This is a genomic window from Pyrococcus kukulkanii, from assembly GCF_041647995.1.
Taxonomy (GTDB): Archaea; Methanobacteriota_B; Thermococci; order Thermococcales; family Thermococcaceae; genus Pyrococcus.
Genome location: NZ_JARRIB010000002.1, coordinates 379,629 through 404,651, shown reverse-complemented (window position 1 = coordinate 404,651; position 25,023 = coordinate 379,629). Strand labels below are relative to the sequence as shown.

25 protein-coding genes, 2 tRNA genes and 1 CRISPR repeat array (1 of these 28 cut by a window edge) are annotated in these 25,023 nt (G+C 45.8%); of the genes, 17 read left to right on the top strand and 10 right to left on the bottom strand.

Translation table 11 applies throughout. From position 1 onward, the window contains the following. Positions 1–46 precede the first annotated feature (46 nt). From P8X24_RS06270 to P8X24_RS06260, 3 genes are read left to right on the top strand one after another with little or no spacing between them, the layout of a single operon-like run. Positions 47–301, top strand: coding sequence for a MoaD family protein (locus tag P8X24_RS06270; protein ID WP_372914572.1), 255 nt, complete (start codon positions 47–49; stop codon positions 299–301). Position 302: 1 nt separating this feature from the next. Continuing rightward, a complete protein-coding gene (locus P8X24_RS06265; protein WP_372914571.1) occupies positions 303–1,424 on the top strand; it encodes a tungsten cofactor oxidoreductase radical SAM maturase in 1,122 nt (373 codons plus the stop codon). Beyond that, on the top strand, positions 1,364–1,714 hold the full coding sequence (locus P8X24_RS06260) for a hypothetical protein (RefSeq protein WP_372914570.1): 351 nt from the start codon (positions 1,364–1,366) through the stop codon (positions 1,712–1,714). Before P8X24_RS06265 ends, P8X24_RS06260 begins: the two co-directional genes overlap by 61 nt. Here the strand turns inward: P8X24_RS06260 and P8X24_RS06255 are convergent. Next, positions 1,694–2,512, bottom strand: coding sequence for a DNA integrity scanning protein DisA nucleotide-binding domain protein (locus P8X24_RS06255; RefSeq protein ID WP_372914619.1), 819 nt, complete (start codon positions 2,510–2,512; stop codon positions 1,694–1,696). The genes P8X24_RS06260 and P8X24_RS06255 overlap by 21 nt on opposite strands. Positions 2,513–2,570: 58 nt before the next feature. Here P8X24_RS06255 and P8X24_RS06250 point away from each other — a divergent pair, with 58 nt between their 5' ends. The 3 genes from P8X24_RS06250 to cyaB are packed head-to-tail and all read left to right on the top strand — an operon-like array spanning position 2,571 to position 4,094. Beyond that, on the top strand, positions 2,571–3,125 hold the full coding sequence (locus P8X24_RS06250) for a UbiX family flavin prenyltransferase (RefSeq protein ID WP_372914569.1): 555 nt from the start codon (positions 2,571–2,573) through the stop codon (positions 3,123–3,125). Continuing rightward, on the top strand, positions 3,106–3,594 hold the full coding sequence (locus P8X24_RS06245; RefSeq protein WP_372914568.1) for an Lrp/AsnC family transcriptional regulator: 489 nt from the start codon (positions 3,106–3,108) through the stop codon (positions 3,592–3,594). Before P8X24_RS06250 ends, P8X24_RS06245 begins: the two co-directional genes overlap by 20 nt. Positions 3,595–3,596: 2 nt before the next feature. Beyond that, positions 3,597–4,094, top strand: coding sequence for a class IV adenylate cyclase (gene cyaB / locus P8X24_RS06240; protein ID WP_372914567.1), 498 nt, complete (start codon positions 3,597–3,599; stop codon positions 4,092–4,094). On the opposite strand, the gene P8X24_RS06235 is transcribed toward cyaB, so the two are convergent. Further along, entirely contained in the window at positions 4,084–5,211 is a 1,128-nt protein-coding gene (locus tag P8X24_RS06235) for a tyrosine--tRNA ligase (RefSeq protein ID WP_372914566.1), read from the bottom strand. The genes cyaB and P8X24_RS06235 overlap by 11 nt on opposite strands. A gap of 109 nt (positions 5,212–5,320) precedes the next feature. Between P8X24_RS06235 and P8X24_RS06230 the strand changes: the two genes are divergently transcribed. Next, complete coding sequence (locus P8X24_RS06230; protein WP_372914565.1) at positions 5,321–5,929, top strand: hypothetical protein; 609 nt, start codon at positions 5,321–5,323, stop codon at positions 5,927–5,929. A gap of 474 nt (positions 5,930–6,403) precedes the next feature. On the opposite strand, the gene glmM is transcribed toward P8X24_RS06230, so the two are convergent. Then, positions 6,404–7,759, bottom strand: coding sequence for a phosphoglucosamine mutase (glmM, locus tag P8X24_RS06225; RefSeq protein ID WP_372914564.1), 1,356 nt, complete (start codon positions 7,757–7,759; stop codon positions 6,404–6,406). Between the two features lie 13 nt (positions 7,760–7,772). Then, positions 7,773–8,555, bottom strand: a complete 783-nt coding sequence (locus tag P8X24_RS06220) for a BtpA/SgcQ family protein (RefSeq protein ID WP_372914563.1) — start codon at positions 8,553–8,555, stop codon at positions 7,773–7,775. Positions 8,556–8,602: 47 nt separating this feature from the next. Between P8X24_RS06220 and P8X24_RS06215 the strand changes: the two genes are divergently transcribed. The 4 genes from P8X24_RS06215 (at position 8,603) to P8X24_RS06200 (ending at position 11,917) form a co-directional block, all read left to right on the top strand. Beyond that, on the top strand, positions 8,603–9,361 hold the full coding sequence (locus tag P8X24_RS06215; RefSeq protein ID WP_372914562.1) for a YchF/TatD family DNA exonuclease: 759 nt from the start codon (positions 8,603–8,605) through the stop codon (positions 9,359–9,361). Between the two features lie 97 nt (positions 9,362–9,458). Beyond that, positions 9,459–9,686, top strand: coding sequence for a FeoA family protein (locus P8X24_RS06210; RefSeq protein WP_372914561.1), 228 nt, complete (start codon positions 9,459–9,461; stop codon positions 9,684–9,686). A gap of 2 nt (positions 9,687–9,688) precedes the next feature. Next, entirely contained in the window at positions 9,689–11,674 is a 1,986-nt protein-coding gene (gene feoB / locus P8X24_RS06205) for a ferrous iron transport protein B (protein WP_372914560.1), read from the top strand. Further along, complete coding sequence (locus P8X24_RS06200) at positions 11,675–11,917, top strand: helix-turn-helix domain-containing protein (RefSeq protein ID WP_372914559.1); 243 nt, start codon at positions 11,675–11,677, stop codon at positions 11,915–11,917. On the opposite strand, the gene P8X24_RS06195 is transcribed toward P8X24_RS06200, so the two are convergent. From P8X24_RS06195 to P8X24_RS06185, 3 genes are all read right to left on the bottom strand, one after another. Then, positions 11,886–12,440, bottom strand: a complete 555-nt coding sequence (locus P8X24_RS06195; RefSeq protein ID WP_372914558.1) for a hypothetical protein — start codon at positions 12,438–12,440, stop codon at positions 11,886–11,888. The two genes, P8X24_RS06200 and P8X24_RS06195, sit on opposite strands and share 32 nt — an antisense overlap. Before the next feature lie 113 nt (positions 12,441–12,553). Further along, a complete protein-coding gene (fni, locus tag P8X24_RS06190) occupies positions 12,554–13,663 on the bottom strand; it encodes a type 2 isopentenyl-diphosphate Delta-isomerase (RefSeq protein WP_372914557.1) in 1,110 nt (369 codons plus the stop codon). A gap of 146 nt (positions 13,664–13,809) precedes the next feature. Further along, positions 13,810–13,886, bottom strand: a tRNA-Ala gene (locus P8X24_RS06185). A 97-nt stretch (positions 13,887–13,983) separates the two neighbouring features. On the opposite strand from P8X24_RS06185, the gene P8X24_RS06180 reads away from it, so the two are divergent. Genes P8X24_RS06180 through P8X24_RS06165 form a run of 4 tightly spaced genes read left to right on the top strand, consistent with a single transcriptional unit; the run spans position 13,984 to position 17,583 of the window. After that, the gene (locus P8X24_RS06180) at positions 13,984–14,865 is read left to right on the top strand and encodes a hypothetical protein (RefSeq protein ID WP_372914556.1); all 882 of its coding nucleotides are present in this window, start codon (positions 13,984–13,986) and stop codon (positions 14,863–14,865) included. Continuing rightward, the gene (locus P8X24_RS06175) at positions 14,849–15,925 is read left to right on the top strand and encodes a DUF512 domain-containing protein (RefSeq protein WP_372914555.1); all 1,077 of its coding nucleotides are present in this window, start codon (positions 14,849–14,851) and stop codon (positions 15,923–15,925) included. Before P8X24_RS06180 ends, P8X24_RS06175 begins: the two co-directional genes overlap by 17 nt. A 56-nt stretch (positions 15,926–15,981) precedes the next feature. Continuing rightward, positions 15,982–17,064 (top strand): radical SAM protein, encoded by a 1,083-nt coding sequence (locus P8X24_RS06170; protein WP_372914554.1) that lies wholly within the window; start codon positions 15,982–15,984, stop codon positions 17,062–17,064. Between the two features lie 42 nt (positions 17,065–17,106). Then, complete coding sequence (locus P8X24_RS06165) at positions 17,107–17,583, top strand: metal-dependent transcriptional regulator (protein WP_372914553.1); 477 nt, start codon at positions 17,107–17,109, stop codon at positions 17,581–17,583. Here P8X24_RS06165 and P8X24_RS06160 read toward each other — a convergent pair. Further along, complete coding sequence (locus P8X24_RS06160) at positions 17,524–18,852, bottom strand: NCS2 family permease (protein ID WP_372914552.1); 1,329 nt, start codon at positions 18,850–18,852, stop codon at positions 17,524–17,526. The two genes, P8X24_RS06165 and P8X24_RS06160, sit on opposite strands and share 60 nt — an antisense overlap. A gap of 109 nt (positions 18,853–18,961) precedes the next feature. Continuing rightward, on the bottom strand, positions 18,962–19,759 hold the full coding sequence (gene mtnP / locus P8X24_RS06155; RefSeq protein ID WP_372914551.1) for an S-methyl-5'-thioadenosine phosphorylase: 798 nt from the start codon (positions 19,757–19,759) through the stop codon (positions 18,962–18,964). A gap of 49 nt (positions 19,760–19,808) precedes the next feature. Between mtnP and P8X24_RS06150 the strand changes: the two genes are divergently transcribed. Beyond that, positions 19,809–19,883: transfer RNA gene (locus P8X24_RS06150), tRNA-Arg, on the top strand. 118 nt (positions 19,884–20,001) lie between these two features. Here P8X24_RS06150 and P8X24_RS06145 read toward each other — a convergent pair. Next, positions 20,002–21,438 carry an amidohydrolase gene (locus P8X24_RS06145; RefSeq protein ID WP_372914550.1) on the bottom strand — a complete coding sequence of 479 codons (1,437 nt, stop codon included), beginning with the start codon at positions 21,436–21,438 and terminating at the stop codon, positions 20,002–20,004. A gap of 85 nt (positions 21,439–21,523) precedes the next feature. On the opposite strand from P8X24_RS06145, the gene iorA reads away from it, so the two are divergent. After that, positions 21,524–23,356 (top strand): indolepyruvate ferredoxin oxidoreductase subunit alpha, encoded by a 1,833-nt coding sequence (gene iorA, locus P8X24_RS06140; RefSeq protein WP_372914617.1) that lies wholly within the window; start codon positions 21,524–21,526, stop codon positions 23,354–23,356. Positions 23,357–23,817: 461 nt separating this feature from the next. Further along, positions 23,818–25,023: a CRISPR direct-repeat array (repeat unit 30 nt); it runs 1,950 nt beyond the window's last position.

Below are 25,023 nucleotides of genomic sequence, written 5' to 3'. Positions count from 1 at the left end.
GAGAGTATATAAAGAACTTGCTTACAATATTGGAGGGGGTTGAAGAATGCCCAAGGTCACGGTCAAGGTCTTTGCCACCCTCATAGAAATTATAGGAAGAAGGATGTTTGAGGAAGAAGCTTCAACCGTAAAGGAACTTCTTGAGAAAATCTACGCTAAGTACCCAAAGGTTAAGGAAGAGCTTGAGGCGGGGTACATTATCTTGGTAAACGGCCACAACATTGAGCATCTCCAAGGCCTAGAAACGCCTTTAAAGGAGGGAGATATAGTAAGCATATTCCCACCGGCTGGAGGGGGTTAAAATGAAGTTTCATCTTTGGGGTGCTGAAGTTTCGATAGAGCCAAAGCCCGATCTCAAGTACTTATACCTCGAGATAACGAACCGTTGCAACCTTAAGTGTGAGATGTGCTTCAAGCAGTACTGGGAGGATGAAGAGGGAGATATGGACTGGGATCTCTTTTTGAAGATCCTTGATGATGCCGAAGAGTTCCCTGACCTGAAGATGGTGTATTTTGGGGGAATTGGAGAACCGGCAGTTCATCCAAAATTCATGGATATGGTTAGGGAGGTGAAGAGAAGGGGTTTTGCCCTTGGAATGAGCTCAAATGGGGTTCTCCTGACTGAAAGTATCCTTGAGGAGTTTGTAAAGCTCGGCGTTGATATGGTGTACTTCTCCATGGATGCCATACCAACGGCATCTGACATGATAAGGCTCGGCCACGTTACCTCAAAGGTGGTAGAGAACAGGATAAAAACTCTTGTAAGGCTGAAAGAGAAGTACAAGACGGAGAAACCAGTCATTGGTGTTGAGGTGGTTGTGACAAAGGAGAACTATAAGCAATTACCCAAGATGGCTCTTTACCTCAGAAAGCTCGGTGTTGATTCAATGCTCATCTCTAACCTGCTTCCAATGACAAAAGAGCAAGCAAAGCTGATAGCTTACGATGGTAGCGTTGACATGGATCCCATAGTTAAGGAGCTCCAGAGGATAGCAGGAGGAGGGCCCTTCATGAAGATAGCCGAGTTTAAGCTGAGAACCGAGAGGTACTGTGAGTTCGTTGAGAACAACGTTGCGGTTATTAGATGGGATGGAGAGGTTTTTCCCTGCTATCGTTTCCTCCACACTTATCCAGAGGTCATATTTGGAAGGGAGAAGAAAGTTATAGCGCACTCCTTTGGAAACGTTAAAGATAAGAGCCTAAAGGATATATGGATGAGCAGGGACTTTGTGTGGTTCAGGTTTGTAGTTAAAGCTTCAGCTTATCCATCGTGCGTAGATTGTCCGCTAAATACTTCCTGTTCCTTTGTTTTAGATACAAAGCAGGATTGCTGGAGCAACTCACCGAGCTGCGGTGACTGCCTATGGGGGAGAGGAATAATCCTGTGCCCGATTCCAACGGAGTACATGGGGAAGTTCTTATAGTGTTGCCTAGGGAAGAGTGGAAGAAGCTGAAGAAGCTTGATTTGGAACGGATACTCAAGGAGAATATCGAAAAAGTTGAGGAAACCCTATTGGCTGAGTATGAGGAGTTTCTGCTGAGTAAGAAGGCAAAGCTGGAGGAGAAGCTGAAGGAGATTGAAAAAGATCTGGAAAGATTAAAGAGGTTCTACGAGAAGGCGTTACTAGACAAAGAACTTATGATGGAGGAAAGGGATAGGCTTAGAAGGGAGAATAGGGAGCTAGTGGAAAGGCTAAAGGGATCTCGGGGATAACCTTGGATTGTACTCAAGAACTATCTGTCCATCCTTAAACACCCTAACGGTGCCGCTCTCGGAGAGGGTTATTGCTATTGCCTTGGTAACTTTTGTAATAGCCGCAGAGGCTAAGTGCCTACTCCCTAATCCCTGGGGAAGCGTTACTTCAAGGCTCTTGGGGTCAACATCTAAGTACCTGCCCGCGGCCAATATTCTCCCCTTTGAAGTTATTATGAAAGCACCATCTAGGAAAGAGAACTCCTTTATTATTGGCTTGACCTTTGGGTCTAATATATTTAGGTTATGCCCCTTGAAGGGGTTTGGGACTATTTGGTGTGAGTGCTTCATTACCTCCCTCGTATCGCCTATAACGAAGATTGTGCCAACGGGCTTTCCTTCTCTCCCCTCTATGCTGAGCTCAATTGCTATCTCCAAAGTCCTCTGGACTATCCCCTCGTACCTATCGAAAAGCTCATTACTAACTATGCTCCTCTCCTCAACCCTCTTAATGCCAATTGAATCTTCTGTTACGTACACAAACCACTCCCCCTTTTCTATAATCCCCTGCCCCTTTAAGAATGCCGCAACGAGGTTTAGGAGGTTATTTAACCCTATAGAAAGGGGGAGGGGAAGTTTCTTTACATATTCACTCTCTATATCAAATTCCCTTCCAACTATTATTACTGGCCCCTCAAACTCAACGCTAACCTCTTCAGTAGGAGGATAAACTAAGACAATTGCCTTAGCATTTATTTCCTTAGCGAGCTCCTTTGCCTTTCCCAAAAGAATACTGTAAATTTCCACTTGTTGCACCAGTGAGTACTCTTCAGTGCAGCTTTATAAGGGTTTACTAAATTTAAACAGGGTGGAGAGTGTGAGGATAATAGTTGCGATAACTGGAGCAAGCGGGGCTATTTATGGCGTGGAGTTATACAAGATACTAAAATCGATGGGCCATGAGGTTATCCTCTTAGCTTCAGAGACCGGAATTAAAGTCGCTAAATTTGAAACTGGGATCAATATAGAACCTGACTATAAAGAGGATGACCTATTCGCACCTATAGCCTCTGGCTCAAACAAATTCGATGCAATGGTTATAGCACCTTGCTCAATGAAAACACTCTCCGCGATAGCCAATGGATATTCTGACAACTTAATTACTAGGGCAGCTGACGTTGCCCTTAAGGAGAGACGAAAGCTTGTTCTCCTTATAAGGGAGACCCCTTTAAGCTTGGTGCATATCCAAAATATGTTAAAGGTTGCCCAAGCTGGGGCAATAGTCATGCCAGCATCCCCAGCATTTTACATAAAACCCCAAACACTAGACGACATAGTAAGGTTTATAATTGGGAAAATCCTCGACATATTGGGGATTGATCATAATCTCTATCCAAGATGGGGGGTTGAAAATGCCAAATACTCAGCTTGATGACCTTGACAGAGCAATATTAAGGTTACTAAAGTCAGATGCGAGGCTTACAATAGCGGAGATCAGTAATAAAATAGGGAAACCGGAGTCGACTGTTCACTTCAGAATTAAAAAGTTGCAGGAAAGGGGGATTATTAATAAATATACAATAATCCTGGGTGAGCCCTTAAAGCCCAAGTACTTGGCATTCATAATACTTGAGGTGGGAAGGCCAATAATTGAGGATTTCTTGGAGAGGTACGTTGAATATATAACGAAGACATTATCCGCTCTTCCTGGAGTTCTCTTCGTAGCAAAAAGCGGTGCAGATAAGATAATAGCTCTTGTTGGTAAGAACGATAAGGAGGAATTGATGAACTTTATAGAAGACAACATAAAGAGCATCCCTACCTTAAGGAACGTTGTAGTTCTTCCAGTTTCAGAGATAAGGAAGGGTGACGATATAGCTGGCTTCCTTGCGGAGGTTTAAGAATGGAAATTGAGATTAAATTCAGGGTAAACTTCGATGAAATCAGAAAAAAGATTGAGGCCCTCGGTGGTTACTTTTCCCATTTTGAGGAGCAGGAAGATATATACTTTAAAGTCCCTAGGCCAAAACTTCTCCGAGTTAGGGCCATCCACAACCTTGGCGAATACTACATAACATATAAGGAAATTAAGGATGAGAGGAATGAAGAGTTCTATGAAATCGAATTCAAGATAGATGATTTCCAAAAAGCTGTAGAAATGTTCAAAGAGCTTGGGTATGAAATTGAAGCAGTAATAAAGAAGAAGAGGTGGATCTACAAGTTGGGCGATGTAACTTTTGAACTGAATAGGGTTGAAAAGGCTGGGGATTTCTTGGACATTGAAGTAATTGCCAAAGATCCCAAAAAGGCAAAGAGGAAGATATGGGAGGTTGCCAAAAAACTTGGATTAAAAGAGGAAGATGTTGAGCCAAGGCTGTACATAGAGCTTATCAACGAGTAATTTTTATCTGTTGCATCAGCTCCAAGGGTTCTGGATGCTTCTCGAAGTACCTTCTCACGGGTTCAAGCAAGTCTATGAGGTACTCAGCAACGGCATTCTTTAAGTCGAGTGGATGTAGCTTGCCCTCGGCGAAGTCCCTCTTGAGCTCCTCGAAGGTCGTGTAAGTTACATCTCCTCCAAACTTCGCGGGTCTATGCACAGTAAACTCCGTAGGCTCCTCACGGAAGATTATGTGCTCGGCCCAGTCAAGGACTGGGTTATATCTAACTTCCCTCGCGGGACAGAAAGCCTTTCTAAGCTTCTGCTTGATTTCCTCAGGGCTATCGTGGATGAATACTGCTGAATAAGGCTTGCTCTTACTCATCTTCATCTGAGCTTTTATCTCCTTGAACTCCTCTTCACTCTCAATGGGCCACTTTGGCGGCTCCTGCAGTCCAAGGAGTAAGTGGTGGTGAACTGCAACGGGCTTGAGCTTCTCTCCGTTGTGGACTATCGGGTGATACCTCAGCTTTTGAGCAACCTCAATGGCTATGACGTGAGCCTTTCTCTGATCCATCCCTGCGTGGACAATCGTAACCCCTTGGTAGAATATGTCGGCAACCTGCATCATTGGGTAAATCAGTTTGGCGAAGTCTATAGCTTCACCCATCTGTCTGCCCATTATCGTAATCGAACGCATAACCCTGCTCAAGGTGACGTTCTTGGATATGTCAATTACAGTCTGCCAGTAGTCCCCATTTTCAAGTATCTCGCTGGCTAAAACGAACTCCACCCTCTTTGGATCCCCACCCATAACCTCAATGCTCCTTTCCATTCCGACCTTGAAGTATTTCAACGCAACCTCTTGGATCGTCTCAAGGTCTCCACCAAGTTTGTCATTTATCCAACTATGCCAATCAGCAAGGAATACTCTTGTTTTTATTCCAGCTTTTTGGAAGTCAGCTATTTTAGCCCCAGCCATCAGTCCAGTTCCGAGATGAATGTAACCGCTTATCTCAAATCCAATGTAGTGCTGAAGGGGAGCACCAACTTCAAACAGGTACCTTAAATTCTCAACGGTCAAAACCTCTTCGGTGGGCTTCTTCAGCACTAAGTTTATCCTATCCTCGATGTCCATACTCACCACCAGCTTCATAAAGGGTTATGTATTTAAGGAATTTTCGAGGATGATGAACCCTTGCACTGCTGAAAGATGATGATGCTGGACCAAGGCTGAGGGTGAGATCATGATGAGGAGCATACTTATAATCCTCTTGCTGCTTTTCCTGTACATCATAAAGTTCATTATCTCGTCTTTCAGGCTCGTAGCTAGGATCTTTGCGATTCCTCTGAGGGTAACAGTAGAGCTACCAGATAACAAAAGAAAAAACTTGGAAAGGTTTCTTACCTTCCTTAGATACTTTCTCTCAGTTGTGCTTGCTATAAAAGTTGGAGGGACGATTAGTGGGATCTTCGCGTTTTTAGGATTTAATAGTGGGGTAGGATTTGCAAGGGACATCATATACACCCTGCATGATGTGAGGGTTCTTAAAAGCCATGGAGAAGACCCCCTTATGCGTGGATTGGGGGTACTTGCCACGGTGCTTATGGTCGTTGAGATCTCAATTCTCACCAGCTTAACAATCCTCTCAAAAATTCTATCGTTAACACTTTCCCCCTCAACGTACTGGGTTCTTGGTCTTGTATATGGAGGGGCGTATTTGTTGGTGTCCCATAACAATCCGGGCGTCCTTCAGAGAAACTCCCTATTGCTTTTAACGTTCTTTGGCGTTAAGACGGGGAAGGCTAAAGCAGAAGAAGTATCCCGGCAATTATCGAAGCAGTTTTTGCGTTGATGTCTCCCTTTAGAATAAGTTCAAGCAGGTAATACTACCAAGGCGACATTCAATATATCTATGGAGATAGTTTTAAGGCCAAGTTTGCCAAAAATAGGAACTAAGGAGCTGACCTCCTCCCCGCCCTTAAGGGCCTCTTGGGCGTCATGACCCAGCCCTTTAGGGTTTTTAATTGATTTGTGGGCCCACTATTAGCAGTTACCCCTACCGCAAAACGGCTCGGGGTTATCGCCAAGAGGCCACTCCAAGAGTTTAAACCGCCTAGGAGTGGTTTTTGAGAGGACGCCTACCAGCATCCCAACGGGGAGGGACACGAGTGAAAACCCCTCATCTCATCGGCTTTGATAACCTCTCCGAGGCCTTATTACGTTATTGTTTAAAAAGGGTTTTCGGTCTAAAAGAGCTGAACCCTCAATCCCTGCATCCCCGCCCTAAAGGGCGAGGCTCTCAAAAGAAAAAAGTAAACTACATAGTTCATTCCTGGGCCTCTCTTATTGCTTCCCTAACGAGCCTCTCTGCCTTCTCCATTAGCTCTTTGGCATTCTCCTGGGTGTGGGCCTCTAAGGTTATCCTCATTATCGGCTCAGTTCCACTCGGTCTAAACAGGACCCACCACTCCTCGTTTTCTATTCTCACGCCGTCGATATCTATCAGCCTCTTGTACTCAAAGCTCTCCAAAGCCTTCTTCGCTATTATTTCCATGGCTTTCCTCTTCAGCTCGTTCGGACAGGGTATCTTTGCCCTTAGCGTTACGTACCTTGGCACCTCCTTTGCGAGCTCGCTTATTGGGCCAAGTCTGTCTACCATCTCAAGAACGAGGGCCCCAGCAAAAATTCCGTCTGGCGTTAAGTTCCACTGAGGCATTATCCACGTTCCACTTGGCTCTCCGCCGAAGACGCCTCCATGCCTCGCCAGCTCTTCAGCGACTGCGACATCACCAACCTTGGTTCTAACTACTTTTCCGCCGAGATCCCTAACGTAATCATCCAAAGCGAAGCCTGCATCCACGGTTGTTACTACAACTCCTTCCCCGTACTTCCTGAGCATGTAGCCTGCAATGAGGGAGAGCATAACCTCGTACTCAACGAACCTTCCGGTGTCATCCACAACTCCAATTCTATCGGCATCACCATCGTGAGCTATTCCTACATCCGCGTTCATAGCTTTAACAGTTTTAGCCAGCATCTCAAGGCTCTTCGCGTTTGGCTCGAGCTCCCTAACAAAGAACCCGCTTGGATGAGAATTCAGGCTTATAACCCTGTTCCCGAGCTCTCTCTGGAGGTAAGGGCTTAAGATTGAACCAGCTCCGTTGCCTGTATCAACAACAACGGTGTAAGAATCTTCAAGTTTTATTGTTTTTAGAACCTCCTCTATGTACTCATCTCTCGGATCTTCTTTTGTCAGCCTTCCAATCTCATTCCACGGAACCCTCTTAAACTTGTCAGAGTCCATTATTTCCTCAAGCTTCTTTTCCTTATCTGGAGTGTAGGCCATTCCATTCCTGTCCCAGACTTTGATTCCATTGTACTCTGGGGGATTGTGGCTTGCCGTTATCGTTACCCCTGCATCCGCCTCGTAAAGCTTAATTGCGAAGCCCGTAAGGGGCGTTGGAGCAAGACCTATATCAATCACGTTAATTCCAGTAGCGAGAAGACCACTTATAACGGCATTTTTTAGCATTTCGCTACTTGTCCTCGTATCCACTCCAATAACGACGGTTCCTTCCTCAAGGTAAGTTCCTAGAGCAAGACCAACCCTTAGAGCAAGCTCGGGGGTTAGCTTTTCATTAACAACCTCTCTTATTCCACTAGTTCCGAAGTACTTACCCATTCTAGACCCTCCATCATTTTATCCTTTGTAAGATATCGTTCCTTACCCTCACTAAAGCCTTTGCCCTTTCAACGGAAACTGGGTTCTCGGTACTTCCACCTTCCTTAACCCAAGTCCCAACTATGAATCCGTCCGCAAATTTAGCAAGTAAAGGTAAATTTTGAGGATTGACACCAGAACCAACTATAACTGGAACCCCACTTACTTTTTTGACAGTTTTGAGATCCTTCAAGCTGACTTCACTTCCGGTTCTAGAACCGCTTACTATTACGGCATCTGCTCCTCCCCTCTCCACGGTATCAAGGACTGCATCCTCTAGCCGAGAGAAGTGAACCGCATGCTTAACATGAACGTCGGCAAAAACTTTGACCCCAGGAAGTAGCCTTCTCATAAGAGCAAGATCCCTAGCACAACCCTCTATTATCCCCTGATCGGTAAAGGCTACCCCTGTGAGAACGTTCACCCTTATGAACTCAGCCTTCACAGAGTACGCTATTCCATAGGCAGCTACGCAATCATTCCTCAGCACGTTTATGCCTATTGGTATAGACACCTCCCTGCGAACCTCTTTAGCAACAACAGCAAAGGAAGCAACTGTCTCCTTTCCAACCTCCTTGGCAAATGGGTAGTCTCCAAAGTTCTCAACTATTACTGCATCAAAGCCAGCCTCTTCGTACGCCCTTGCATCCCTTGTGGCGTTCTCAATAACATCCCCAAGATCCCCTGAGAACCTTGGGGATCCTGGGAGGGGCCTTAGGTGGACGACGCCTATTAGGGGCTTGCCCTCGAAGTTCATGGATTGAATTAAAAAGTTAAGGATGTAAAGCTTTTCGGTGATTGAAGATGATAGATGCTCACGCTCACGTTGAGTTCTACAAAAAGGATCATGAGGAGATAATCAGGGCGGCTCAAGAGAGGCTCAGGGCGATAGTTGACTCAATAACTGAGTACAGGAAAACCCACGTCTGGAAGAGCTGGGATCTGCTGAAGCCTTATTTCGGTTTTCTCTTCCCTACCCTGGGCTACCATCCGAACGAGGCTAGGAGGGGGAACTGGGAGAAAGTTAGGAAGGTGGAGAATTTCATTAGAGATCATGCGAAGGAGATATACGCGATAGGCGAGATAGGCCTAGACTATTTCCACGCGAAAACAGAAAGGGAAAAGGAGAACCAGAGAAGAATATTTGAGCACTTTTTGGAGCTCGCCGTGGAATTAGATTTACCTGCTGTAATACATGCAAGAGATGCAGAGAGGGAAGCTTATGAACTCGTGCAGAAGTTCGGAGTTAAGGCATATTTCCACGCTTACACGGGGCCTGTAGAGGTAGCGAGGGAAATAGCAGAGAATGGGCACATAATCGGGATAGTAACTGGTATAGTCTTCATACCTGAAGTAAGGGAGGTTGCTAAGGCCCTTGACATTGAAAGCCTCGTTGTTGAGACGGACTCTCCCTACATGAGTCCCTACAGGGGAGAAAGAAACAAGCCCTGGTATGTAATGGTTGCTATCGAGGAGCTTTCAAAGTTAAAGGAAATTCCGAAGCCTGAAATAGAAAAGATAACTGAGAAAAATACAATAGATTTTTTCTCGCTCCCTTTATAGCGAAATTCAAACTTTATTTTTCGCTTTTCGGACATAAGCCTTTTAAAGACTCCTCTTAGAAATTAGGTTGTCCTAACAATATTGGGAGGTGCCTAACTTGTACGTGCCATTGACGGCACTAAGAGAGGGGGAAGCAGGGGTTGTCGTTGACGTTCATGGAGGCCCCAACGCTAGGGCGAAGCTGATAGCAATGGGGATAGCTCCAGGAGTTACGGTTAGAGTCATCAAAAGCAGGGGGCCTGGACCAATGATAATAGCTATCGGTTCATCAAGGATAGCCATAGGCTGGGGGATAGCAAGGAAGATAATCGTCAGGAGGATTTAGCTATGCTGAAGACAATAGCCCTCGTTGGGAATCCAAACGTTGGAAAGACGACGATATTCAACGCCCTCACAGGATTAAGACAACACGTCGGCAACTGGCCCGGGGTTACCGTGGAGAAGAAAGAGGGGATATTCAAGTACAGGGATAAGGAGTTCCTGGTAGTGGATCTCCCCGGAATTTACTCGATGACGGCCCATAGTGTTGACGAGCTTATAGCGAGGAACTTCATACTTGAAGGCAATGTTAGTGTTGTAGTTGATATAGTGGATTCCACATGCCTAATGAGGAACCTTTTCTTGACCATGGAGCTATTCGAGATGGGAGCAAAGAACGTGATAATAGCTCTCAACAAGTTCGACCTCATAAAGAAGAAGGGGGTCGAAATAGACATAAAGGAGATGCAGAGAGCCCTTGGAGTTCCAGTTGTTCCTACGAATGCGAAAAGCGGTGAGGGGCTTGAAGAATTAAAAAGACTAATAGTGATGATGGCTGAGGGTAAAATAACCACGAATCCTGTCATTCCGAAGTACGATGATGACATAGAGAGGGAGATAGATCACGTCTCCCAGGTTCTAAAGGGAACTCCACTGGCCGAAAAGTACCCGATAAGGTGGCTCGCTATAAAGCTCCTCCAAAGGGATGAAGAGGTCATAAAGCTCGTTCTCAAGTACTTGGGTCAATCAAAGATGGATGAGATACTCAAGCACATAGGAGAGCTTGAGCAGAAGTACAAGAGGTCCCTCGACATAGTGATGGCAAGCCAGAAGTACGAGTTTCTTGAGGGGTTGTTGAGAAGGTTCGTTAGGCACCCGGTTGAAATAAGGGAGACTTTGAGCGATCAACTCGATAAGCTTTTGACTCACCCAGTTTACGGCCTTATCTCCATGCTTATCGTGTTCTATATCCTGTTCCAGTTTGTGTTTACGCTCGGTGGACCCCTCCAGGAGTGGCTTGATTCAGCGTTCTCGTGGCTGGGAGATGCAATAGCCCCACATATAACCAACGAAACCCTTAGGGGTCTTATAGTGGATGGAATCATTGGCGGAGTTGGGGCGGTGTTAAGCTTCTTCCCGTTGGTGTTCTTGTTGTTCGTTGGCATGTCGATACTTGAGGATACGGGATACATGGCCAGAATAGCTGCAATGATGGAGAGGTTCTTGAGGGTGTTTAATCTCCCAGGGAAAGCGATAATTCCAATGGTCTTGGCGTTCGGCTGTAACGTTCCTGCCATAATGGCAACCAGAATCTTGGAGAACGAGAGGGACAGAATATTAACGATGCTCGTGAATCCTCTAATTCCCTGTGTGGCGAGGATGGTGGTAATAACGTTCTTGGCGGGAACGTTCTTCCCAGATAAAGCGGCCCTAGTCGCGATAAGCATCTACGCAATAGCGATAGCCCTAGCATTGATTTCTGCATTGATCCTAGGCAAGTTCTTTATCAAGGGAGAGGAGAGCCCGTTCGTTATAGAGTTGCCGGAGTACTCAATACCCTCGTGGAAGACCGTGATAATCCACTCCTGGGAGAGGAGCAAGGAGTTTCTCAGGAAGGCCGCAACGGTGATACTCTTAGGCTCGATCGCTATATGGTACCTCTCGAGCTATCCTCAGCCGGTAGGAACAGGTTTGAGCTATGCTGAGAGGTTGGGGAGGGCCTTTGAACCAATAGCTAGGCTAATGGGCTTAGACTGGAAAGCGGCGGTGAGTCTGATCTTTGGAATAATTGCGAAGGAGAACGTTATAGCAACGTACAGTGTCATCTATGGAGTGAGTGAGGAATCTTTGGCTGGAGCAATGGTTCACGCGATGACCCCTCTTCAAGCCTACGTGCTCGCCCTGGTAACGACGCTATACCTGCCATGCATAGCTACGCTTGCCGCTATAAGGGCTGAGGGAGGAACCAAGTGGATGACGGTTGCCGTAGTGTACAATTTAGCGCTGGCCACCATTGTAGGTATACTCGCCTATGCTATAGGTTCGGTGATCTAAATGGGAAAGCTTGAGGAGTTACTCGAGCTTATGCAGAAGGGCACTTATACAACGGAAGAGATAGCTAAGAGGCTTAAAGTTCCCAAGGAGGAGGTAGAGGGCATGCTCGAGGTACTTAAGTCCCTGGGCTATGTAAGGGAGATAAAAACTTCAAGTTGCGAAAACTGTCCCTTAAGAAAAGTGTGCCCAGGAAAGTGTGTGAGAAGTGGGGTTAAAGCTTACGTTCCTTCATTTGAAGTCTAACTTCCTCTTTCTCTCCTTTTATTCTGACTTCCTCAAGGCAGAGCTCTTCCCACTTTCCATATCCATCTTTAATGAATCTAAGCGTAATCTCTGGCTTCTCACCTTCGAACCTTGGATAAAGTTCAAGTCCTCTAACCTCTGCCCTAAAGATAACTTCAATCCTGTTGCCTTCCTTCCTGCCCCTTAGGTTTTCCACCGTTCCAGACTGTATGAAAGGTAGTTCATCTATTACGGATAGATTCTCGTGACCAGGGATGTAAAGGGTAACGCTTTCTGGTATGTAAGGGGAGCTTCCATAGAAGGCAATCATTATTGAGTTCTCCTTTATCCTTGCTTCTCCAATGTTTTTCTTTCCCTTAACAATTGAGATCTCGAGGTTACTCTCAGACTCCTGGGAAATCTTGATCAGGGTTTCAAGGAGCTTATCTTCTCTCGCCTTAACTCTTACAAGATCCCACTCCCTTTTATACTTAAGAGGCAACTTTTTCTTGGGCCATTCAAACACAAGTTGGTAATTCTTCACTTCACTTCACCTTCTTTATTTTATCTCACTATATATAACTAATCAATTGTGGTTTTGTTAGCGTCATGTTAATAAATTTTTCTTCTGCGAAGAATCGGCTAAAAAGAATAGTTCTAAAGGCGAGAGCTTAAGAAACCATTGAGGTTTATTCTCTGTTCTAACCATTCCCTTGTGAAACCCGTTATCACAAGAGGCACCCTCTTTAACTCAACCACGGACTTAGCCCCCACTAAGAACATTGCATTTTTCAACTCTTCTACATATCCCATAATAATTCTTTTTACGCCCTCAACGTCCCCCTTGGCGGCTGGTTTGAGAACGGGCAGGGCAACGCCAACCAAAGATGCACCCATTGCCAATGCCTTTGCCATGGTAATCCCATCCCTCATTCCACCACTCGCTATTATGGGGAGGTTAGTCCAGTATCTGACCTCGGCCAAGCTTATCGCAGTTTTGATTCCCCAGTCCCAAAATCTCAACGCTAACCTTTTTCCAACTTCGTCTTTTGCCCTATAATACTCAACGCCACTCCAGCTCGTCCCACCTAAACCACTTATGTCTATTGCATCAATTCCAATCCCCTCAAGCTTGACGGCAACCTCCCTAGAGACCCCAGCTCCCGTTTCCTTAGCTATGATAGGATAATCTATGCTCGACTTTATCTCAGCGAGGGCCTCTAGCACGCCTGCAAAGGTCGTGTCTCCTTCAGGTTGAACGCTCTCCTGAAGGGGATTCATGTGAATTGCTATTGCATCTGCCTCTATCTTTTCTATCGCGTGGAGGACTTCCTTAACTCCATATCTCTTTCTAGCGTTTTTGCCAAATTGTGGTGCCCCCAAGTTGCTTACAAGGAACACATCAGGCGCAACATCCCTAACGTAGTAGCTCTCCCAAGTCTCAGGCTTTTCTATCATCGCTCTCTGGCTTCCAACCCCAAAGGGGATGTTTAGCTCCTGAGCAACCTGAGCTAGAGTCCTGTTTATCTTCCAGGCAATTTCACCTCTTCTCGTCCCCCCAGTCATCCCAGTGATCATTATGGGATAATCGAATTTTCTGCCTAGGAACTTTACTGAGAGATCTATTTCTTCCTTATCGATTTCGGGAAGGCACATGTGAATTAAATGAACGTCCTCAAAGCCATTTGAAACGTGAGCCTGGACATTTCTCTTGAGACAATGTTCTATGTGCTCAAACTTTCTGAGAACAGTCTTCTCTCCGTCCATATAGATCCCCGAATAACGCTCCAGCTGAGGGCTTATAAGGTTATAGATTCTAATTATTACACTTAATAGATAGTGAGTGCTTTTACCATTGATAAGTTCAAAATTTATTAATCAGGCGTTGATATGATTAATTAGAAAACTTAAGATGGTGGACCGGGCGGGATTTGAACCCGCGGCCTCCGCCTTGCGAGGGCGGCGCTCTCCCAGGCTGAGCTACCGGCCCACTCCCGATTACCCATAAACCTTTATGGGCTTTAAAAGCTTTTGGAGGATACATTATATTTTTAAAGAGTAATACCATCACCGAGTGGGGTTTAAGCATGGTGGCTATAAAATCGTTTGGAGAAGCAGTGTCCTTCCTAATCTCTAACCCTAAGGTAGTTATGATCCCGCTGATTTTCCTCTTAATCTTGGCTCCAATAAACGCATACGTTCAGAAGAACAACGCTCTCAGATCTTTAGAAAACCTTGAAAAAGGAGATATAATATTTGAGGAGCATGGGACGTATGAACAGCTATCTCCGGATCAGGTAAGGGCTCTTCTGATAATTGCTCTTCTTTACGCACTCCTCCTCTCGGCCGCTCAGTATTCGGTGACGATATATGCCCATCGCAAACATCTGGGGGAGGCCTTAAGCATTGGAGATGCCTTGATATCTGGATTAGAGAATGTAATTTCGGCGTTCATAGTGACCTTAGTGTCGGCTGTTATCTTAGGTCTCGTTGCCATTATTGTCGCGATACCTTTCACCTTAATAATCGGAGTCGGGATCATTGGAGGGTCAAAGACCGTGACAATCATAGGGATGCTGGCCCTCCTGACGATAGAGATCCTTGCACTTACATTTTTTGGGGGAGCGGTATCAGTAATTTTCCCGGCGTACGTTGTAAATGGCTCCATAAGGAAGGGTGTAGGAGAATTTTTGGTGCCTCTGCGGAAGCCAAAATCTACGTTCGGTTTCGGTCTACTTTTAATGCTAACGGTCCTTACTCTCTACATAGTCGCCAGCATCCTCGTATTCATTCCACTAATGTTCTCTCAATCGTTCCTGGGGCTACTTATTGGGGCATTCCTTCAGGCACCAGTAATGGCCTTGCTCCACGCGTTCACATCGGTGGCGTCACTTTCATTCTACGAGAACCTAGGGGAAGAGCTTTTAAACCAGATCCCAAGCACCATGACAGATGTACGAACTTACTGAAGACCTAAAGCTGAGGAAGATAACGAAGTATGAGCTCGATGGAATAGAGGAGAGGGAGGATCTTTTGGTTATTCCTCCCTCTTCCAAAGCTGGACCCTGTGGGAACGGTTGCATATTCTGCTACCTCCTCCAAAATCCTCCCGATATGATATACAAAGTTCCAAGGCACGACACCTTGAATGATCCGGAACTTGAAAATAGGATAAGGTACGCAAGGGAGCACTACGATCTTTGGATAAGGGTTACGGACACTTCAGGAAATGTAAAGTTCGACAAGGACAGAGTTGAGAGCCTGTACTCGGCAGGCCTTGATGAGATTCAGATCTCAGTTCACACAACGAAGAAGGATGTAAGGGCTAGATTGATGAGGAACAGACATGCGGGGAAGCTAATAGACCTTCTCCCCTTTGTAGCGGAGCACTTCAGGGTGATAGCGGACATAATCCTTACCCCAGGGTACAACGTAGAAGATATAGGGGAGATAATTGAGGATCTTGATTCAATGGGAATTCACGAGGTAAGGCTGTTCCCTGTGGGAGTTACGAGGTACAACAGATTTGGCGTTAGATCCTTAACCAAGGAAGAGCTCACGTTTGTAAAGAGGGTGGCCCTGGAAAAGGATGAAGAGCTCGACATCAGGATAGTTATTCCTCCAATATTCTTAGCATTGCTAGGCGAGTTTACAACGGGACTTAAGCCCTTCGATATAGAGCCGGAGATTCCAACTTACATATTAACGGGGGAGCTCGCTTATTCCGAGATGAAAAGGCTGTTCCCTAGAATTAATGTTGTCATGGTCAAAAATGAATTCTTTGGGGGCAACATAGGAACGGCAGGTCTTCTTACAGGTAGGGACGTTCTCAGGGAAGTTGAGAAACTGCCAGAGGTTGACATAGGGCTAATAATATTACCCGAGCTCATGTTCTACGGTGACATGACCCTAGATGGGTGGAGGAGGCAGGACCTGTTCACCAAGATACTGGTGGAGAAGGGTTATATAGTTGAGACGGCACTTGAACCTCAGGAGATACCGAAGGTCATCGAGAAGGTGGCCCTATGATGAGAGAGCTGTTAAATGATTTAATGATTAGAGGATGGCTGGCTGAGGGGATTTGAATGAGGGAAACCCCATACTACTCCTACGTTGTCGGGGAACTTCCAGAAGGGTGTAAGTACTGCGTTAGGGGGGAAAAACTTGTCCTTTTCGTCACCGGCATCTGTCCCAGAAAATGCTTCTATTGCCCTCTGAGCCCCTGGAGGAGGAGAGATGTAGTTTACGCCAACGAAAGGCCGGTTAAGTCCATAGAAGATATAATAGAGGAGGCAAAGATTCAAGAGGCGAGAGGAGCCGGAGTTACAGGGGGAGATCCCTTAGCGAGGCTTTCGAGGACTGTTGAGTACGTTAGAATCCTGAAGGAGGAGTTCGGGGAAAAGTTCCACATCCACCTCTACACTACAGGAATACTAGCCGATGAAAAAGCCCTACAGAAACTTTACGATGCGGGATTGGATGAGATAAGGTTTCATCCCGACTTATTTGAGCCGAACTCAAAGTTCTTGCAGAGGGAAATCGAGAATATGAAGAAGGCCTTCGATTTCTCATGGGACGTCGGAGGGGAAGTTCCTGCCGTCCCAGAGTTTGGGGACAGGATAAAGTGGTTCGCAAGCCTCTTGGACAACTTGGGAGGAAAGTTCCTAAACATAAACGAGCTCGAGTTCAGTGAGACCAATCTAAGGAACCTGCTCACGAGAGGATACAAGCCAATAAGCGATGAGAGCTCGGCTATAAAAGGCTCCCTTGAATTGGGCCTTGAGATCCTGGAGTGGGGCGAGAAGAACACGTCATTGAACTACCACCTCTGCACTGCAAAGCTGAAAGATGCAGTCCAGCTCAGGAACAGGCTAAGGAGGATGGCCAAAAATGTTGCAAAGCCTTACATGGAGATAACTGAGGATGGAACGCTGAGATTTGGAATAGCGGAGTACGAGGATCTTGGGGAGCTGTACGAATTGCTCGTTGAAGAAGCGGGAGTCCCTGAGGAGTGGCTCTACATCAACTGGGAGAAGAGAAGGATAGAGATGCCCGTTGAAGTTGCGGAGGAGCTCGCGGATGCCATCGAGGGGGATGTAAGGTTCTACATAGTGGAGGAGTATCCAACTTGGGACAGAGTTGAAGTTGAGAGGATTCCCCTCAATTAATTATTTAAATTCTTTAGGTTAGTCTAATTTTGGTGGGTAAAGGTGGTTTCAAAGAGGGAGGAGGAATACTTGGAGGTCATGTACCTTCTTCAGAAGAATAAGGGCGTGATTAGGGTTAAAGACATAGCTAAGGTTTTGCACGTTAAGCCCCCAAGCGTCGTTGATGCCCTGAAGAAGCTTGCCGAGAAAGGCTTGGTTGAGTACGAAAAATATGATAGGATACTCTTAACGGAAGAGGGCAGGAAGATAGCGGAAAGGACTTATTCTAAGCACGTCCTCCTTACAGAGTTCTTTACCAATGTCCTGGGAATTCCCCCTGAGATTGCGGAGGAAGATGCGTGCCAGTTCGAGCACTATGTCCATGACATAACAATCCAGAGGATAAAAGAGTTTATAAGCTATGTCCAGGAGCACTGCCCTTACGTCCTGAAGCAGTTCCTAAAAAAGGTAAGGGAAGAATCAGGCAGTGGCAAGGTAGGCGAAGTAGCCGATGAACACGAGGGTCAAGATGTACATTAGTGGGTGTACCTCCTTCCACCTTCCAGTGAATACCTTGAGTAGGGTGTAGCTTATGAAGCCAACTCCAATTCCATCGGCTATTGAGTAAGTGAAAGGTATCGTTATCAACACTAAGAACGCTGGAATTGCTTCAGTTGGATCGCTGAAGTCAACCTCCTTGAAGGCGCTCATCATGTAGTAACCAACTATCACTAAGGCGGGAGCCGTTGCGAAGGTTGGAATGGCCTTCGCTAGTGGCGCGATGAAGAGGCCTATTGCCAGGAATAGGAGGCCAACTATGACGGCCGTAAATCCCGTTCTGCCACCCTCCTCTATGCCTGCCGCACTCTCGATGTACGTTGTGACGGTCGAGGTACCGAGTATTGCACCGAACGTAGTTCCTATTGCATCCGTGAGGAGAACCTTCTCTGCATCTGGTATCTTACCCTCCTTGGTCAGGAAGCCCGCCTTGGCACTCAAACCGGTGACCGTTCCAAGGGTGTCGAAGAAGTCCACCATGAAGAATGCAAAGACTACTCCAAGGGCTCCAGCATTGAGTAAGCCGTGGAGGTCAAGCTTCAGGAAGGTGTAGCTTATTGTGGGCATCGAGAACAACTTCTCTGGCCAAGGAGCAACTCCTGTTATCCATCCTATGATGCTAGTTGCAAGTATCGATATCAGTAGTGCACCCTTGATCCTTAGACCGATTAGAATTGCCGCAACGAACAGACCGAAGAGGAACAGTAGTGTTTCGGGCTTTGCCAATGCATGGGCATTAAGGCCTGTAAGTTTAAGGATTCCCTCCTCTGTTGTTGCCGCTGTCAGAAGACCAACATCATTAAGCCCTATGAAAGTTAAGAACAGCCCAATACCAGCACCAACAGCGTACTTCTGGCTCAGGGGAATTGCATGGATTATTGCACTTCTGACCTTGGTCACGCTTAGTATTATGAATATTATACCCTCAATGAACACCGCGGCCAGCGCAACTTTCCATCCGTACTTGGGAGCTACCGTAAAGGCAAAGTACGCGTTGAGCCCCATTCCTGGGGCAAGAGCGAATGGTTTCTTGGCATAGATTCCCATTAGTATAGTCGTGAGGCCTGCGGCCAACGCTGTCGCAGTAACGAGTGAATCAAATGCCTCCTTGCCCATCGCTGCACTAAGAATTGAGGGGTTTACGAAGAGGATGTAAGCCATGGTCATGAATGTTGTCAATCCGGCAAGGATCTCAGTTCTAAGATCAGTGTTATACTTTTCAAATTCAAAATACCTCTCAACCCAGCCCATCCGGGCACCTCCGATTGCCTTTGTTTTGTCAAAGAAAAGAATATTTTTAAGATTTATTTTACAAGTTTATGGCAAAATTTCAAAGTTTCAAGAATTGAAAAGATTGGATTCACCCAGTAGCCCCCTTAAGCGCATCTTTACAGGGGCAATTCCTTTCCTTTGGGATAAGGGGAATTGCATGAACTATTAACGAGACTATCTCCCTCGTTTTCTTCTGCATCAACTCAATCACTTCAGAGTGAGTTAGCTTTTGATGGCTTATCCCCGCGGCATAGTTGGTAACTATCGCAACGCTGGCGTAGCACATCTCGAGCTCCCTTGCAAGTATCGCCTCAGGGCACTGAGTCATCCCTACTACGTCGCCACCCAGGATTCTGTAAGCTCTGATTTCGGCAGCAGTCTCAAATCTAGGACCTTCAGTACACACGTAAGTTCCCCGAGGGTGGTAGGGGAGGGCTAGGTTCTTTGCGGCAGTTATTAGTGCCCTCCTTATCTCGGGGCAGTAGGGTTCCGTAAAGTCAACGTGGGCAACGAACTTCCTATCGTGGGGACTTTCTTCTCCATCATAAAATGTCCTGGGCCTCGAAACAGTAAAGTCCATGAGCTGGTCAAGAACTATGAAATCTCCAGGTTTCATATTTGGGTTTAGGGAGCCAACCGCTGAGGTGGCAATAATCCTCTCAACCCCGAGCTCGTAGAGGGCCCAAATGTTGGCCCTATAGTTTATCTTGTGGGGAGGGATTGAGTGTCCTCTTCCATGCCTGGCGAGGAAAACCACTTCCTCTCCACTTATCCTTCCGATGGTTACGGTTACTTCACCGTAGGGAGTCTTCACTACTTCCTCCCTTTTATTCTCTGCAGGGAAGTCGTAGACTCCAGAACCTCCTATGACGGCTATCCTGGGCATGATATCACCAGTAAGAAATTTAAGTTAGGTTCTTTAAAAGGAAGTAGGTGGGCCGGTAGTTTAGCCAGGATAGAACGCCGCCCTCCGGAGGCGGAAGTCCCGGGTTCAAATCCCGGCCGGCCCGCTATTTTCTGATAAACGCATTTCAATCCTTAACTTTCAAAATCCGACCTCCCTTTGGCCCTATAAAAAGAAAGGGAAAATATAAAATTCCCCACCAGTGGAGCGCGATCACTTAAAGACTAAGAGAAGGCAAGTTTTAAGGGATCCCTATCCAATACTATGTACTCGGCCTTAAACCCTGGCTCAAGCTTTCCAATGTCCCTAGCCAGCGACACGCTGGCTGAACCGTAGGTATAGAAGTGCAGGGCTTCATCCATAGATAAGGCTTCACCCTTCGTCAGCTCGTACAGCTTAACCTTGCTTTTACCCCTGTTCACAGCGGCATCTACAGTCAACCATGGATCAGCAGGCTCTATTGGCGCATCCGTACTGAACCCGAGCTCAGCGTACTTGCTTAAGGTTTTGAACCTGTAGACCCACTTAGCCCTCTCCTCTCCAACCCTCTCAACGACCCACCAATCGCTGATTATGAAGTGGGGCTGAACCGAGAGCCTAATACCCAAATCTTTGATCCTCTCAAGCTGATCATCCCTGACTACCGATGCATGCTCTATCCTCCCTGCGAATTCAGTTTCTTCAAACGCATCCAAGGCAACGTCAAGTGCCTTATCACCTATGGCATGGATAGCAACGTCCAAACCCAGGGATTTAGCCCTCTCAATGACGCTCACTAGATAATTCTTATCGGCAACGAGCTGGCCCGAGGTGGAAGGATCATCCGAATACGGCTCACTAAGAAGGGCGGTTCTCGCACCTAAGCTTCCGTCTGTGAACAGCTTAACTCCCGCTATTACCAACCTCCTACCCTCAAATTTTCCCAGGCCAAGGGACTCAAGCTTGTCTAGCAATTCAGGATTTAGGTATGCAAAAACATTGAGTCTAAGTTTTCTCTCCCTCTCAAGTTCGAAGAGGGCTTTGAGGGCTTTCTCGTTGACGCTCATGAAGTCCACGGAGTGAACTCCCAAGTTAAGTAGGTGATCCTGGGCTCTTAAAATGTAGTGGGCATAGTCATCAACAGATAAGACTTTTTCATTTATCACTTTCCTAGCTTCCTCAAGCGCCTTCTCCTTTATCAGTCCCGTAGACTCATCGAAGTCCTCTGAGGGCTTCAGATTCAAGAGTTCAAGCATCTTAGAGTTTGCCACGGCAACATGAAAGCACTTCCTGTATATAAACACGGGCCTATCTATACCATCGAGGTCATCCCTCGTGGGCCACCTGCCGAGCTCGTCTTGATCCCACCCAAAGCCGAAGATTATCTTTGCCTTAGAGGATCTTAGCTTGTTCACGAGCTCCTCTATTGATTTAACCCCCCTTAAATCTACCATTTCAAGGCTCATTCCAAGTTCGTCTAAGTGCAGATGGGAGTCAAAGAACGCTGGCATGACGAACTTACCTTTAAGATCAACCACTTCTCCATCGGCCATCTCAGCTATTTTCCTTGCCACTTCACCCTCTCCGGCAAATACTACCCTATCATTTGCTATCACCAGACCCGAGACCCTCTTAACAGGGTTAAATGAGACATAGATCACACCGTTAACTAGGGCTCTCATACTACCACCAAATATATTACATGATGAAAATTTTTAACTTTCATGAATACAATCAGATGGGTGGCTTAACGTGAAGAAGCTACTCATGGGAAATGAGGCCATAGCTCATGGTGCATTAGAAGCTGGAATCGCGTTCGCCACCGGTTATCCTGGGACGCCATCAACTGAAGTCATTGAAACGATAGCGAGGCTAAAGCCAGAGGTTTTTGCTGAATGGGCACCAAATGAAAAGGTAGCTTTGGAGGAAGCCGCTGGAGTTTCTTATGCCGGGCTCAGGAGCCTAGTAACTATGAAATGTGTTGGCTTAAATGTTGCGGCCGATCCCCTCATGAGCCTCGCATACTCTGGGGTAGAAGGGGGTCTTGTAATTCTTGTGGCAGATGATCCTGGGCCACACACAAGTCAGACTGAGCAGGATGACAGGTACTATGGAAAGATATCCCTCCTACCAGTTCTAGAACCGTGTGATCCTCAGGAGGCCCATGATCTCATAATTTACGCCTACGAGCTGAGCGAGCGTTATAAAGTGCCGGTAATATTCAGAACGACCACAAGGGTCAACCACACTACGGCCGATGTCGAGGTTGGGGAATTTAAGGAGCTGAAGAGGGAACCAAAGTTCAAGAAAGACATCGAGCGTTATGTTAGGGCGAGCATGGAAGGCAACAGGAAGAGGCATCAGTGGTTGAACGAAAACCTAAGAAAGATCGAAGAGGAATTCAACTCAATGCCATTCAACTGGGTTGAAGGGAACGGGAAGGTAGGAATAATCGTCGAAGGTGCTCCATATAACTACGTTAAAGAGGTAGTACAATCCCTCAATGAAAGCTTTAAGATACTAAAGCTCTCAACTCCCCACCCACTGCCAAGGAAACTTGTCATAGAGTTCCTGAAGAGCGTGGAAAAGGTGATAGTAATAGAGGAAGGGGGCCCCTTCTTAGAGGAGGAAGTTAAGGTAGTTGCATATGAAGAAGGCTTGAGGGTTCCAATATACGGGAAGAGGACAGGCCACCTACCCCTAGAGGGAGAGCTGAATCCACGGCTAGTGAAAAATGCCCTGTTGAAGATCCTGGGGAAGGAGCAGGATGAAGTTGAGATACCCCAGGAGGTTAGAGAGGCGGAAGCGTTAGCTCCCAAGAGGCCCCCCGTTATGTGTCCAGGCTGTCCCCACAGGGGTAGCTACAGGGCATTGCTGGATGCTCTAAGAGAGCTTGGCTTCGGAAAGTTCGATGTTCCGGTTCACGGTGACATAGGCTGTTACGCACTCTCACTGCTACCTCCCCTCGAGGCAATATGGACGGAGTTCGTCATGGGTGCTAGTATAAGCCTTGCCAATGGACAAAGCGTGGCAATGGGCAAGAAAATAGTCGCAACGATAGGAGACTCAACTTTCTTCCACAACGGAATTCAACCCCTAATAGATGCAGTCTACAAGAACCTTGACGTTCTAGTGCTAATCCTCGATAATAGAACCACTGCAATGACGGGTCACCAGCCACACCCAGGAACTGGTGGAAGTGAAACCGGAAGGAAGTTCCAGGAGATTGACATCGAGGCCTTGGTTAGGGCCATTGGAGTTAAGTACGTTAAAACGGTTGATCCCTACGACCTTAAAGCGACGAAAGAAGCGATAAAAGAGGCAATGAAGGTTAAGGGACCCGCAGTAATAATAGCAAAGAGGGAGTGCGTAATTCCAGTGATAAGAAGGGGTGAGATAGGGGAGATACCAGTGGTGATAGAGGACAAATGCACGGGCTGTAAAGCGTGCATTCTCCTGACTGGCTGTCCAGCATTAGTTTATGATCTAAGAACGAGAAAGGTAAGGATCGACAATTTAATATGCACGGGTTGCGGAATCTGCAATCAGATCTGTCCATTTGATGCCATAAAGTTCCCAAGTGAGATCGAAAAATCTTAGATCCCTCATTTGTTCTCTTTTTATTACAATTAGCCCCGTATACACTCCTAAAAAAGAAAAATACCTGGCCTGCGCGGGTTGGAAATGTTTAGTAATCTTTCGTTACTAAATGACTATAGGACATATATAACATGTGAAAATGTTACGAAGATTTTTCGATAATATCGGTAATATCTCCAGATGGGGATATAAAGGATATGGGAGGAAGGAAATTGTCAAAATATAGTTTATGGAATAATTTTACCGTCTACAAGCAAAACATCCATCATAGTAGCGTAGCTTGCGGAATTAAGGGAGATGAAAGCAACTCGGAGGGCATTGTATAAACTCGTCTTAGCGTTCTCACAGGTTCTTTAATTTTAGGGGGAGATGGACAAAAAGAAAGGATCCCTTGCCGAAAAGCTTATAATATTGGGGCTTTTCTAGGGGATATTAGAGGAATTGCACTAAAAATCGCGCCTGTTCCAATAAGACTAAAAGAGAATTGAAACCGATGAGCACTTCACTACTGTCAAAATACCCGAGTTCCCTGGTTCCAATAAGACTAAAAGAGAATTGAAACAATGGAACGTTAAAAGGGGATGCGTATTATAACAATAGTTCCAATAAGACTAAAAGAGAATTGAAACATTAGTGAGTTGAAGGCAATTTTGTTGTAATAGGCTGTTCCAATAAGACTAAAAGAGAATTGAAACATATACATACTTACTATACATCAAGGCATACAGAGAGGTTCCAATAAGACTAAAAGAGAATTGAAACATCTAGCTCGTGTGCTATGTACTTTCTTGTCATCTCAAGTTCCAATAAGACTAAAAGTTCCAATAAGACTAAAAGAGAATTGAAACCCGACAACATCGTCCTCCTCGGTATCGTCGTCGAGCCCGTTCCAATAAGACTAAAAGAGAATTGAAACTCCCCCAACACCTTTACCAGCTCGCTTGGTTTTAGCTCGTTCCAATAAGACTAAAAGAGAATTGAAACCAAGATAGACGCGATCAACATCTTCATCTTCAACTACGTTCCAATAAGACTAAAAGAGAATTGAAACATTGCACAGTCAGTTGCAGTAATAGTTTTGTCAGTGTGTTCCAATAAGACTAAAAGAGAATTGAAACCTTGAAATACCAGTGGATTTAGAGCTTCCAGATGGTCAAAGGTTCCAATAAGACTAAAAGAGAATTGAAACTGGGTGTTTTTGGCAGAACTCGGGGCTCCAAAAGAGGTTCCAATAAGACTAAAAGAGAATTGAAACGATCCTGGACAGTAAAGTATAGGATATCTCTCGTGATGCTTGTTCCAATAAGACTAAAAGAGAATTGAAACTTAACCTTAATGTAACCCCCAACCACCGCAACACTCGGTTCCAATAAGACTAAAAGAGAATTGAAACGAAGCAATAGAGAAATATAATTTAGATGCCGAGTGTTCCAATAAGACTAAAAGAGAATTGAAACAAATGCCTCCAACTCCCAAACCCGTAACATATGACAAGTTCCAATAAGACTAAAAGAGAATTGAAACGGAAGTAGAAAATGCAAAGGAGATAGGCAATGAGAGCGTTCCAATAAGACTAAAAGAGAATTGAAACCAAATTTTCGAGGACTATGACGTTTTCACGGGGACTAGTTCCAATAAGACTAAAAGAGAATTGAAACTCAAGCAAA

Excerpts from the sequence above, each read along its gene's own strand:
- feoB (WP_372914560.1), top strand. The coding sequence starts at position 9,689 with ATGCTGAAGACAATAGCCCTCGTTGGGAATCCAAACGTTGGAAAGACG.
- P8X24_RS06220 (WP_372914563.1), bottom strand. The coding sequence starts at position 8,555 with ATGAACTTCGAGGGCAAGCCCCTAATAGGCGTCGTCCACCTAAGGCCC.
- glmM (WP_372914564.1), bottom strand. The coding sequence starts at position 7,759 with ATGGGTAAGTACTTCGGAACTAGTGGAATAAGAGAGGTTGTTAATGAA.
- P8X24_RS06260 (WP_372914570.1), top strand. The coding sequence starts at position 1,364 with ATGGGGGAGAGGAATAATCCTGTGCCCGATTCCAACGGAGTACATGGG.
- fni (WP_372914557.1), bottom strand. The coding sequence starts at position 13,663 with ATGGACGGAGAGAAGACTGTTCTCAGAAAGTTTGAGCACATAGAACAT.
- P8X24_RS06265 (WP_372914571.1), top strand. The coding sequence starts at position 303 with ATGAAGTTTCATCTTTGGGGTGCTGAAGTTTCGATAGAGCCAAAGCCC.
- P8X24_RS06235 (WP_372914566.1), bottom strand. The coding sequence starts at position 5,211 with ATGGACATCGAGGATAGGATAAACTTAGTGCTGAAGAAGCCCACCGAA.
- P8X24_RS06270 (WP_372914572.1), top strand. The coding sequence starts at position 47 with ATGCCCAAGGTCACGGTCAAGGTCTTTGCCACCCTCATAGAAATTATA.
- P8X24_RS06160 (WP_372914552.1), bottom strand. The coding sequence starts at position 18,852 with ATGGGCTGGGTTGAGAGGTATTTTGAATTTGAAAAGTATAACACTGAT.
- P8X24_RS06230 (WP_372914565.1), top strand. The coding sequence starts at position 5,321 with ATGATGAGGAGCATACTTATAATCCTCTTGCTGCTTTTCCTGTACATC.
- P8X24_RS06180 (WP_372914556.1), top strand. The coding sequence starts at position 13,984 with ATGGTGGCTATAAAATCGTTTGGAGAAGCAGTGTCCTTCCTAATCTCT.
- P8X24_RS06200 (WP_372914559.1), top strand. The coding sequence starts at position 11,675 with ATGGGAAAGCTTGAGGAGTTACTCGAGCTTATGCAGAAGGGCACTTAT.
- P8X24_RS06175 (WP_372914555.1), top strand. The coding sequence starts at position 14,849 with ATGTACGAACTTACTGAAGACCTAAAGCTGAGGAAGATAACGAAGTAT.
- iorA (WP_372914617.1), top strand. The coding sequence starts at position 21,524 with ATGGGAAATGAGGCCATAGCTCATGGTGCATTAGAAGCTGGAATCGCG.
- mtnP (WP_372914551.1), bottom strand. The coding sequence starts at position 19,759 with ATGCCCAGGATAGCCGTCATAGGAGGTTCTGGAGTCTACGACTTCCCT.
- P8X24_RS06245 (WP_372914568.1), top strand. The coding sequence starts at position 3,106 with ATGCCAAATACTCAGCTTGATGACCTTGACAGAGCAATATTAAGGTTA.
- cyaB (WP_372914567.1), top strand. The coding sequence starts at position 3,597 with ATGGAAATTGAGATTAAATTCAGGGTAAACTTCGATGAAATCAGAAAA.
- P8X24_RS06215 (WP_372914562.1), top strand. The coding sequence starts at position 8,603 with ATGATAGATGCTCACGCTCACGTTGAGTTCTACAAAAAGGATCATGAG.
- P8X24_RS06145 (WP_372914550.1), bottom strand. The coding sequence starts at position 21,438 with ATGAGAGCCCTAGTTAACGGTGTGATCTATGTCTCATTTAACCCTGTT.
- P8X24_RS06170 (WP_372914554.1), top strand. The coding sequence starts at position 15,982 with ATGAGGGAAACCCCATACTACTCCTACGTTGTCGGGGAACTTCCAGAA.